The sequence below is a fragment of the Micromonospora sp. RTBAU3-60 genome (assembly GCF_054963695.1).
This window is the reverse complement of the sequence record NZ_JBUEGB010000121.1, coordinates 1-10965: the sequence shown is the minus strand read 5'-3', so window position 1 is coordinate 10965 and position 10965 is coordinate 1. Positions and strand designations below refer to the sequence as shown.

Genomic DNA, 10965 nt, shown 5'->3' with positions numbered 1-10965 from the left:
CGTGGTGCTGGGGTCCCGGACCGCGGCAGTCCTCGCGGGGACCGGCAACCGCGGTCCGGGGACCGGCTCGCGGTTGTCCGGGACCGCAACGCCACGAACCGACGCCGGTCCCGGCACGGCCCGCATGCGGGCGGTGTGGTCGGGTGGGGCGGGGTCGGCGCGGCCGAGGGCGATCTTCACCATCGTCAGGAAGCCGAGCGCCGGCAGCGCGGCGGCAACCCAGCCGATGACGGACGCTTCCGCCTCCACGACCTGGGCGGCCAGGGACAGGAACACCGCCACCGTCAATACGGTCGCGGGGAAGGCGACAGTCTTGCCGAGACGCCGGTTACGACGCAGTTCCAAACCAGCAGCGATCGAGGCCAACTCCAGGACGACCGCGTCGGCCCAGGCGAGCCAGCCCGGCTGGCCGTGTGCAGCGGCAACGTCGTGGACGTGACGGAAGGAGGCTGCACCGGCCGCGCCGCCGATCAGCAGCATGATCAGCACCTGTATCCGGTTCTCCAGGCGCTCCCGCCTCGTTGGAACCTCGGTGGCTAGGTCAGGGGATCGCTGCTCAGGCGTGGCCAGCGGCCCACCACCTGTCGGCACGTGTCGCCGGTAAAGCCTTGGATGGCATCGTCGTGTGCAGGCGGACCGGGAAGGCGGCCGCCGGCCTGGTTGGATTGATATTGGTTGAGGTCATGTTCGTGCTCCAGCTTCGTTGGTAGGGGTTTGCGGTGTGGTGATGTGGGGTGCCGTCCAGGTCGCGCAGGCCCGCTCTGATCCGGTCTCGGGCAGACGCAACCCCGCCGGGTGACGCCGGCCGGGCGGACCCTCGTGCGTGCAGGGGTTGATATGGGTCACTGTGGTCGGGTCAGCGAACAAGCCAGACCCCCGCGCGGGGGCAGGCACCAGGGCAGCAGGCGTCGCCACACCCGCACGGCAGGCTGCGGCCAACAAACGGACATAGAGCAGGCGGACATAGGGGCAGGCGGACAAGCCGAGCCACAAAGGGTCAGGACTCACCCCACTGGCAGCGCTCGACAAGCGCCACAGTGGTGCGGCGGCTCAACTCGCCGACGGACGATCCTTCACATTGGCCTCCCATCTCTCGGCGTCGTCGGCGCATCAAGAGCAGGCACCCCGTGCTGGGAGTGCCTGCCCCGCGCTTTGTGGCCGACCACGCCAGCCGGCGGTGCGGGGACATCTATCCAGTACGCCCCGGGACCACTCGTCGAGTCAACCCAAATCCCGCGCGGATCGGCCATCCAGTCTTGACGCCACTGTGGTGGAGTATTGATCAGGCTGCCCGGTCATTGTCCGTTCGTTCCCACCTGATCGCTGACGAGAAACCTAGCAGCGGTCACCGCGCAGGACAGTCATTTCAGCAGGTGGACGGGTGCGCAGGTGGTTGGTGCCGCCCGTAGGCAGGACAGCGCCCAGTAATCGCGTTCGGTGGCGGGACGGCTCGGGTACCGCAGCCGTCAGGTACACCCGATTGGTCGCCATTATCTGGTCAAGTCATGGGCTGTCGGCCAGCGCCGCGAACCTCGCCCGCTTCTCCGGATCGGCGCCGGCGCCGTGGGAAGCTGCTCTCATCCATATGTGCGCAGTTCTTCAAACCGCCACAATGGACCGCCAAGGGTCGCGGCAGTAGATCTGCTACCGACCGATGGCTGGACTGTCTGCCGCGCCGCTATGCCGATCGCTGTACGTGGGTCGGCTCGGAGGCGGTCAGGGCTGGCGAATCGCCTCGCCGGCGATTTCGATCCGCACGTTCTTGCCAACGAGGACGCCCCCGCTGTCGAGAAGTACGTTCCACACCAGCCCGTAATCCTCGCGGTCGATCTCCGCTGTCGCGCTGAACCCGAAGATGTCCTGCCCGTAAGGGTCGCGGCGAGCACCGCCGAACTCCACCTGAAGGTCGACCGGTCGGGTGATCCCCTTGACTGTCAGTTCCCCGGTGAGCACGAACCGTCCTGTTGCGGACTGTGGTGGGATGTGGCTGGCTTCGCTCCGGCGGCCCAGTCGATTACTCCGCAGGCGAGCCCAGTAGAAGATCGAGTCGTTGTTTCCGTGCCATTTGATCCCTGTGCTGTGGTACTCCAGCGTGGGATACCTCTCCACATCGAGGAAGTCAGGGCTGCTCAGGTGCGCGTCGCGGTCGGGGTTGCCGGTGTTGACGGTCGCTGCGTGGATGGTCGCGCTCACCGAGGATGCCAACGGGTCCTCGGTGATGTCGATCCGGGCGGTCGCCGCGCCGAACTCACCGCGTACGGGACTCACCATCATGTGGCGGGCCAGGAAGCCGATCCGCTTGTGCGCCTGATCGAGAAGATAGGTGCCGGCGGCCGGGATGGTGATGCCATCCCAGGACCGTGTGGCAGGACCGGTCATGGTTGTGTCATCCCCCGAATTGCTCTTGGGTGCTACCAGCGTTCTGCTGCGGTTCGCGGAGTCCGCCGGAATAGTCGGACGTGTACCCCTTGGCCAGCATAGGAGGTAGCTCTGCCCGCCTCCTGAACCCAGCTAATGACGACCGTGACTGGCTAGCTCGGATGTGTCCCGGTCGTCAGCAGTGCGGCCTTTCGGCCAATCCCCTTTCAGCGAAAGGCTTTTCGCCGTCGGTGGATCCAGCCCAATCGTCGATGGAGATCGAATCGAGGCGACGTCGGAGCGTCATTGCCGCAGGCCGCGAGCGTGAAGATTCTCACCGCCGAGGAGAGGGCGAGCAGCGTGACTGCCGGTATGGAGATTGCTTGGCGTGCCCGGCTCGTCGCGTTGCGCGTACTCACTGCGAGGTCGCCACCGCAGCGGCTCAGGATCGCCCGGCGAGGTCGTTCTCGATCCGCGTCGCGGCGGCCGTCATCGCGGCGACCCACGTCGGTAGCTGGTGACGGTCGAACCGCGCGGTCGGGATGGCGAGGGAGATCGCCGCCTCGGGCGCTCCAGAGGGCCTACGAACCGCCACGCCGAGTGCCGTCAACCCGGCCTCGGTCAGTTGGTCGTTGATCGCGAAACCGCGCTTGCGGACCAGGGCCAGCGCGCGACGCAGCTTGGATAGGTCGACCCGTCCACGTCCTCGTACAGCGCCCGGACGTGGTTCGGCGGGAGCGCGGCGAGGATCGCCTTGCCGCCGGAGGCGAGGTTCGGCACGGCCCGACGCCGCAGGCGCCGATATCGCGCCCGGTGACTCCGCGATCCTCCGGTTTGTGCTCGACGCCGCAAGATGGGAACACAGCGAATGGTCCTGGGAGACGCAGCGGTTCGTAACGGACGTATAGTTCCCGCCATGGCCGACCCCAGTCGCCCCTCCCCGCCAAGCTCACTCATCGGGGTCGATATCGACGCGACGGCCGAGCGGGTCTATCGGGCGTTGGTCTCCGGCGGACCGGCGCTCGGGCCGGATCTCGCCGGCCTGCTGGGGATCTCGGTCGAGGACATCGAAACGGCGATCGGTGCGTTGCGGCAGGTGTGCCTGGTTGACATGGCCGACGGCGGAGAAATCTCGGCGGTGTCGCCGTCGCTGGCGCTCGAGGGGATGGTCGCGCAGCGCGAGCAGCAGGTCAGGGCCGCCCGAGCGGCACTCGACGAGCTCACGGAGGAGTACCGGAGGGCGCGCGAGGTGCAGCTGTCGAACGGCATCGAGATCGTTCGGGGTCGCAGCGAGATCGGCAGCTGGCTCAATGGCCTGTTGCTGTCCGCCAAGGAGCAGATGCGGATGTTCGCGAAACCACCGTTCGCGGTTTTCGGGATCTCCGAAACCGACACCGAACGCGAGGTCGCCGGCCGTGGCCTGCGGGAGCGGATCATCATCGAGCGGACCGTGCTGGATGAGCCCGCCGCGGAGAAGGACCTGTTCGCCTCCCTGGATCGGGGACAGGAGATCCGCATGGTGCAGTCGTTACCGGCGAAGCTGCTGATCGTCGACGATTCGATTGCGATCGTGCAGCTCGACGAGGGTGGGCACGCGCACTCGGAGATCGCGGTGGTGCGGGCCGGGGGGCTGCTGGACTGTCTGGTGTTCAGCTTCGAGAGCCTGTGGCGGTCGGCCATGCAACTGCGGGAAGCCCTCGGCCGTAGGGTCGACCCGAACCTGGCATCGCCGAAGGATCTCGCCGACCCGGCGGACCGGGAGGTCCTGATGCTGTTGCTGGCCGGGTACACCGATGCCGCGGTCGCTGCCCGACTGGGGATCGGCCTGCGAACCATGCAGCGCAGGGTCCGCCGGCTGATGGATCTGGCCGGCGCCGATTCCCGGGTGTTGCTTGGCTGGCACGCGCGGGACCGGGGCTGGCTTTGAACGCCTTCGTCCCGTCGAGCCACCGACTGCGGTGGCTCGACGGGACGAGGTGGCGCCGGGCCTACTTGCCCAGACCCGCCGGGATGCTCAGCATCACCGAGCTGGACCAGGCGGCGTTCGGGCCGCCCTCGCCGTAGACCATCAGCTGGTGGTGATCGTTGATGTCGAAGCTGTAGGTCGGCGTGAATCGGTCACCGGCAGAGAGCGGCACCATGCCGGACAGATCCCAGAGTCGTCCCTGCGGGTCCCACATCGCCGACACCGCGACGTCCGGGAAGAGCTCGACAGTTCCGAGGATCCACCCGTCGTCGGTGACTTTCTCGCCGGTCGCGTTGTATCCGTAGTCGGCAAGGCGCTGCATTCCGCCAGCCTTGGTCCACACGAACGCGTCGTCACCGCTGGTCCCCACGATGGTCCCGGAGGCGTTCACATCGTTCGCCTGGGCCGAGTACTGCCCCGGAAGCGTGCCGAGATCCTGAATAGCACCTGACGTCGCATCCCAGGCGACCGCGTGCGGCGCATGGTCATCGGTGTGCGAGGCACCGACGATCACTCCGGCATCGTTGATGGCGCGCGGCTGGGTTCCCGTCAGATCCGAGGACAGGTGAGCCAGCTTGCTGAACGTCCCATCCGGCGTCCGCACGAACCCGTCGCTGTAGCTGTGGTTCTTGCCGTCGGACTCCTTGACGATTGCTTCGGCGAATCCGGTGACCACCCCGTTGTTATTCACGGCGGTCGCGTAGCCGCTGGAATAGGGCCGCCAATCCGGGACGCCGAGCACGGTGAGCGTTCCGTCCTTGGCCCATTGGGCGGGAAGGTAATGCAATGCACTGTCTGTCGCGACACCGACGGCGATCTGGCCGTCATTCAGGTCCAGAGCCGATCCGTACTTGCCCCCGGCGAGATCCAGGTTGGTGAACCCGTCGGCGGCCGTCCAGATGGTCGGCGTCATCTTGGCGTTGTACTGGCGATCTCCCGCGACGACGCCGCTTTCATTGAGAGCCGCGCCGACGAATGGCGGGGCCCAGGCGACCAGATCGAGTTTGGGGACGTCGACAGTGGCGATCGTGACGTCCGCCGCCCCGATGATCGTGCCGTACTCGTTTGCCACCCGGACCCGGCCGACCATGGGATCCTTGGTCAACTGCCGAGCGCTGACGATCACCGCCCCGTCGACCGGCATCGACTGGCCTGTGGCAACCGTGTACTTCGCGTCGGATTTCGGCGTGATCGTGCCGAGGCCCTTCGAGTACATCTCTTGGTGGTAGTCGAACGTGACGTTGTCTGCGGCCACGGTGACTCCCGCGACCACGATGAAGTACGTACCCGGTTGTGGGTCATCGACGACGATGTGCTCGGGCGAGTCCCCGGTCGTGGTGCTCTGGCCTATCGGCCTGCCGTTGAAATACACATAGAAGTCCAGATCGGCAGCGGCTCTGGGCGTCAGCGTCACGTCGAGCCGGGTCGTCTGACGCGGAACATAGAGCATGTTGGACGTGATTTCGCCTTGCGAGACCGTCGAGAACAAATTGCGGACATCGCCGATCTCGCCAGTTGCGACGTGGGCGATCGCGGGGCCGAAGGTGTTCGTCCCCGTCGAGCCGACATTCGTCGGCGAGTTCATCGTCACCTTGTCGACGGTGACGGTCCCCGGATCGAACGACATGCCCTGCAGCGACACCGTTGCGGTGTACGGGTTCTGTTCGGCCGGAGACGTCCTGCGAGACTCGATCACGAACTCCCAGATGCCGGGCTTGGGTCGGTACACCGGTCGTGCGGTGGCGTTGCAGTTCGCCGGGTCGGTGTAGTTGGTGTAGCAGTGGTAACTGGCGTTGGAGTCCGCGGGCATGCCGTCGGGGTCGATGGGCAACGCGCGGACCTGGCTGCCGTCGGCGAGCCCGCCCAGGGTCAGCTGCAGAGCTTCGACGCCCTCGGGGACAGGCACCAGCAGCAAGGTGGTTCCGGTTCGGCCGAGCGTGCCGGAACTGGTGACCGCGTAGTCGGGTTTGGCCAGCGGCTTGGTCGCCAGCACGGTGACGGCGACGAACTGGTCGATGCCGCCCGTCGCCGGGTCATCAATGGTCAGGATCGCGCTATGCACGCCGGAGGTCGTCGCGGTCGCGGTGACCGTGACATCGGCTGCCTTTCCGAGCTGCAGGGGCATTGCCGCGCGGGCGCTGAACGTGCCGTCGTTGCCGATCCAACCGATCCGGTGCACAACGCTCTCGGCGGCACCGCTGGTCCGGGTGACGCTGACCTTGTAGGTCTTCTGCGCACCGGTCACCTGGCCGCCTTCGGTTGGCAGACAACGGTTGTAGATGCCGATGCCGGTGTTCGGAGTTGCGAGCAGGCCGGACAGCGAACTACAAACGGGAGCCGACACAGTGAGCTCATTGGTGTTGATGCCAGCGCTGAGCTGCTTCCAGGCCGCGACGGTGTCGATGATGCCGGCGCCCTGCGCGGCGGTCGAGACGTCGGGGATCGGGTCGGCGGTGCCGGTCAGGGCGGTCTTCAGCGCCGCCGAGCTGACCGTCAGCGAACGGGCCTTGGCGGCCGACAGCAGCAGCGCCGCCGCTCCGGCGACCTGCGGGGCCGCCATGGAGGTGCCGTTGGCCATGCCGTACCCGGCCGGCAGCGAATACCCGGCCTCGGGGACGGCTTCACCGGACAGCCACATCGGGATCGAGGAGATGGCGGCGCCGGGCGCGGACACCTGCGGCGCCAGCGCGCCGTTCTCAGCGGGGCCGCGGGAGGAGAAGCCGAAGATGGCCTGCTTGGTGGCGACCTTCGACCCGTAGTCGGCCCACCAGGTGTCGGAGCTGACGGACGCGGCGACCGAGATGGCCTTGCCCGCCACGGACGGCGAGCTGACGGTGTTGGTGCCGAGGCCGTCGTTGCCGGCGGCGATGATGATCTGCACGCCGTAGCTGTCGATCAGCTCGTCGTAGAGCGCGGCGATCACGTCGGAGCCGTCGTTCAACGCGGGAAGCCCACCGATGGACAGGTTGACGACGTCGACATGCCGATTGGTGACCAGGTCGATCATGCCCTCGGTCAGTGCCGCCTGGGTGCAGCCACCGCCCCACGTGCAGGCCCGGGCGGACACGATCTGCGCGCCCGGTGCGGCGCCGTGCATCTGGCCGCCGAACATCGACGTGCCGGCGATGATCCCCGCCACATGGGTGGCGTGCGAGGCGACCGGCAACCCGATAGACACGTAGTTCGCGGTCTTGCCGACGTTGCTGCCGCCGAGCGGGGAGAGATCGACGTTGTCGCGGTACTCGACGACGAACGGGATGCGCTCGTTCTGCGGTGTTGCGGGGTCGTCACTCCCGAGGTGGCCGACGTGGCGATCGACCGCGAACGGGGCCATCGGTGCCTCGTCGGTGAGGTCCTGGTTGTTGTTGCCGTCGACCCAGATCCTGTGTGTGGTCGGGTCGTACAGAACCCCGTAGTAGTCCAGGGTGTCGCCGTCCCGGTTGAGGTCGCCCTCGAAGTCACTCCCGGCCGTCGCACCCTCGTAGAACACGCCGAATTGGAACGTGCCCTCCGGGATCGTCCAGGTCTTGCCCAGGTAGCTGAACTTCGGACCCGTCTTGGTGGTGGACATCCGCACCCAGCTGCCGTCGCGGTCGGTGACCGGATCGGTCTCGGTTACCCAATCGACAATCTTGGGCTTGCCGTCGCTGGTCGTCTGTAGCGCGGGATGCTCGACGTCGACGCCGGTGTCCAGCACGCCGACGACCGTGCCGCGTCCGTCCCAGGCCGGGTTGTCCTTGACGAACGCCTCGGCGCCGGTCTCGTTGATCGGCAGGTACGGGTTGTCGGCGGGCGTGTTCGCGCCGGGCGCGGTCGGCCCCGCGGCCTTCGTTGCCGCCGTCCTCGCACCCGCGGCGCCCAGATCCGGGCTCGGGACCTTGTACGTCCGGTCCAGGTCGATCGCCGCGACCGACCGAAGGCCGGCCAAGCTGGTCACGCGGTCGGTCGGGACGGTCGCCCGGACGTAGCCGACCTTTCCGGTCACCGACCCGACGGTCCCGCCGGCCTTCTTCACCGCGGCGACGACGTCCTCGGTCGCGCCCTTCCGGGCCAGCATCAACACCGTGACAGACTTCTTCTTCGACGCCTGCGCCTGCTGCAGCAGCCTGGTGTCGGCGTTGCCCAGCTTCCCCGCCGCAGTATCCGACAGCGAATCGTCGGTCAGCGGCTGGAACCCGTCGGTCTTCCCCGCCCTGTAGATCGAATCCGGGTTGTCGCGCCCAGCCCGGTCGTCGAGCCCAGCAACGGGCGACCGACCCGGACCCTGTGGCCCGTCGGGATCGACCTTGCTCGCGCCAGCGCTCTCGGAGCCAGTCGGGCTGGTCGGGGCGGCGGCCGCGGCCGCAGGCGCAATCAGCGCCGCGGCGGTCAACACGGCCGACGCCGCGGCAATCACACCTGTTCGTCGTTTCATCGTGCTCCTAACCAAGGGGTGAAACATCACCGTGCGGCCAAGCCCGCAGAGACGAGAACACCTGAGCCGCCTGGCCAATCTCGCAGTTGGGTCCGGGCAGGATCAACGGACCGACTGGGGCGGATGTCTGCCATGGCTGAATACCGCCACACTCGGCGCAGACCCACCGCTCCCACGGCCGGTCGTCAGCCGACTGCGCGGCCGAGCACCTGGTCCGCGAGCTGGTAGTTGTGATGCCGGGAGTTGTTGGTAGTGCCCGTCAGGAGCGACGTCGCCAGTTCGCGAGCGGCCGTGGCGGAAGTCGCGGATGTGGGGCCGCCTCAGTATGGGCGGCCCGGCAGCTCACCAAGGCCCGGTAGCACCTTGCGCAGCCGCCTCCCCGGCCTGACGCGGTAGGGCAACGCTCACCGGCTCGGTCAACGTCCGCCAGAGGAACTCCAGCGCCAGCGCCGAGTTGAAGGCACGCTGCTCGTTGTTCGCGGCGGCACCGTGCCCGCCTTCGACGTTCTCGTAGTAGGACACGTCGTGGCCGTGCTCGCGCAGCCGGGCCGTCATCTTGCGGGCATGCCCCGGATGCACCCGGTCGTCCCGCGTCGAGGTGATGAACAGGACCGGCGGGTACACCGCCCCACTGCGGATGTTGTGGTACGGCGAGTACTCCCGCAGGTAGGCCCAGTCCTCCGCCCGGTCCGGGTCGCCGTACTCGGCCATCCACGAGGCACCGGCCAGCAGGCGGTGGTAGCGCCGCATGTCCAGCACCGGCACATGCGCGACGACAGCGCCGAAGAGCGACGGGTAGCGGGTCAGCATCACCCCCATCAACAGCCCGCCGTTGCTGCCGCCCTCGATGCCGAGCTGCGCCGGCGTGGTGATCCCCCGCGCGACCAGGTCGGCCGCCACCGCGGCGAAGTCCTCGTACCCCCTGGGCCGGCGCTCCCGCATCGCGGCCCGGTGCCACTGCGGGCCGTACTCCCCGCCGCCCCGGATGTTCGCCACCACATACCTGCCGCCCCGGGCCAGCCAACCCCGGCCGATCACCCCGTCGTAGTGCGGAAGCTGGGGTACCTCATACCCGCCGTACCCGGTGAGCAGCGCCGGCCCGGCCGGCCCGTCCGGCTCCCCCACCACGAAGTACGGCACCCGGGTGCCGTCGGCCGAGATGGCGAAGAACTGGCGTACCGCCAGACCCTCGGCGTCGAAGAACGCCGGCTCCCGCTTGAGGGTCTCGACCGCGCCGCCCACCTGCCCGAGCCGGAGCGTCGCCGGCTGGAGGAACCCCGCCGAGGCGAGCAGGTAGTCATCGCCGAGGTCCGGGTCCGTCTTCACGATCCAGCTGTGCTCGTCCTGCGGCACCCCCGCGAGCGGCTCCCGCCGCCACTGTGTCTCGCCCGGTGTCAGCACCTCAAGCCGGCTCCGCACGTCGGCGAGGGTGGCCAGGATCAGATGGTGCCGCGTCCACACGTAACCGGTGAGCGCCGTGCGGGCGCCGGGTTGGAAGAGCACCGCCATCTCCCGCGCACCGGTGAGGAACGCGTCGAAGCGGGCCGCCAGCAGGGCGCCGGCAGGATAGGTCACCTCGCCCACCGTCCATGGCGAGCGCAGGCGGACGACCAGCCATTCCCGATGTACGTCCAGATGGGCGTCCTCCGGCATGGGAATCCGGATCCGTTCGCCCGCCTCCGACAGCAGGTAGGTCTCCTGGCGGTAGAAGTCCAGGCCGCGACCCACGAAGTCGCGCTCGAACCCCGGTGTCGGGTCGTGCCAGGCGACCACGCCCACGTCCTCGGCGCGGCCCTCGTAGACGACCTCAGCCGCCGCCAGCGGCGTGCCCCGCCGCCACCGCTTGACGATCCGCGGATACCCGGACGTGGTCAGCGAACCCGGCCCGAAGTCGGTGCCCACGTAGACGTGATCGGCGTCGATCCAACAGACGCGGCTCTTGGCCTCGGGAAGCGTGAAGCCGTCCGCGACGAAGGCCCGCCGGACGACGTCGAACTCGCGGACCACCACCGCGTCCGCGCCGCCCCGGGACAGACTGATCAGGCAGCGCCGGTAACCGGCGCGCAGCACCGTCACGCCGCGCCAGACCCAGTTCTCACCCTCCTCGGCGGCCAACGCGTCGACGTCGAGCAGCACGTCCCACTCGGGCTCCGGCCGCCGGTACTGTTCGGGGGTGGTCCGGCGCCAGAGCCCACGGGGATGGGCGGCGTCCTGCCAGAAGTTGTAG

General features: G+C 68.2%; 6 protein-coding genes. 1 reads left to right on the top strand and 5 read right to left on the bottom strand.

Features of this window, described 5'->3' with window-relative positions; genetic code table 11:
- The 3 genes from ACY34I_RS39110 to ACY34I_RS39100 all read right to left on the bottom strand — a co-directional run.
- Positions 1–570, bottom strand: a 570-nt coding sequence (locus tag ACY34I_RS39110) for a DUF2637 domain-containing protein (RefSeq protein ID WP_462760380.1), incomplete at its 3' end; no start/stop codon positions are given.
- 1146 nt (positions 571–1716) lie between these two features.
- Entirely contained in the window at positions 1717–2379 is a 663-nt protein-coding gene (locus ACY34I_RS39105; RefSeq protein ID WP_462760376.1) for a YceI family protein, read from the bottom strand.
- Between the two features lie 421 nt (positions 2380–2800).
- Positions 2801–3037: an IclR family transcriptional regulator domain-containing protein gene (locus ACY34I_RS39100; RefSeq protein ID WP_462760378.1), complete on the bottom strand. Its 237-nt coding sequence runs from the start codon at positions 3035–3037 to the stop codon at positions 2801–2803.
- A 237-nt stretch (positions 3038–3274) separates the two neighbouring features.
- Here ACY34I_RS39100 and ACY34I_RS39095 point away from each other — a divergent pair, with 237 nt between their 5' ends.
- Complete coding sequence (locus tag ACY34I_RS39095; protein ID WP_462760374.1) at positions 3275–4285, top strand: hypothetical protein; 1011 nt, start codon at positions 3275–3277, stop codon at positions 4283–4285.
- 61 nt (positions 4286–4346) lie between these two features.
- On the opposite strand, the gene ACY34I_RS39090 is transcribed toward ACY34I_RS39095, so the two are convergent.
- Together ACY34I_RS39090 and ACY34I_RS39085 are read right to left on the bottom strand one after the other, a co-directional pair.
- Positions 4347–8738, bottom strand: coding sequence for a S8 family serine peptidase (locus tag ACY34I_RS39090; protein ID WP_462760372.1), 4392 nt, complete (start codon positions 8736–8738; stop codon positions 4347–4349).
- A 342-nt stretch (positions 8739–9080) separates the two neighbouring features.
- A partial coding sequence (locus tag ACY34I_RS39085; RefSeq protein ID WP_462760370.1) for a prolyl oligopeptidase family serine peptidase occupies positions 9081–10965 on the bottom strand: 1885 nt, incomplete at its 5' end.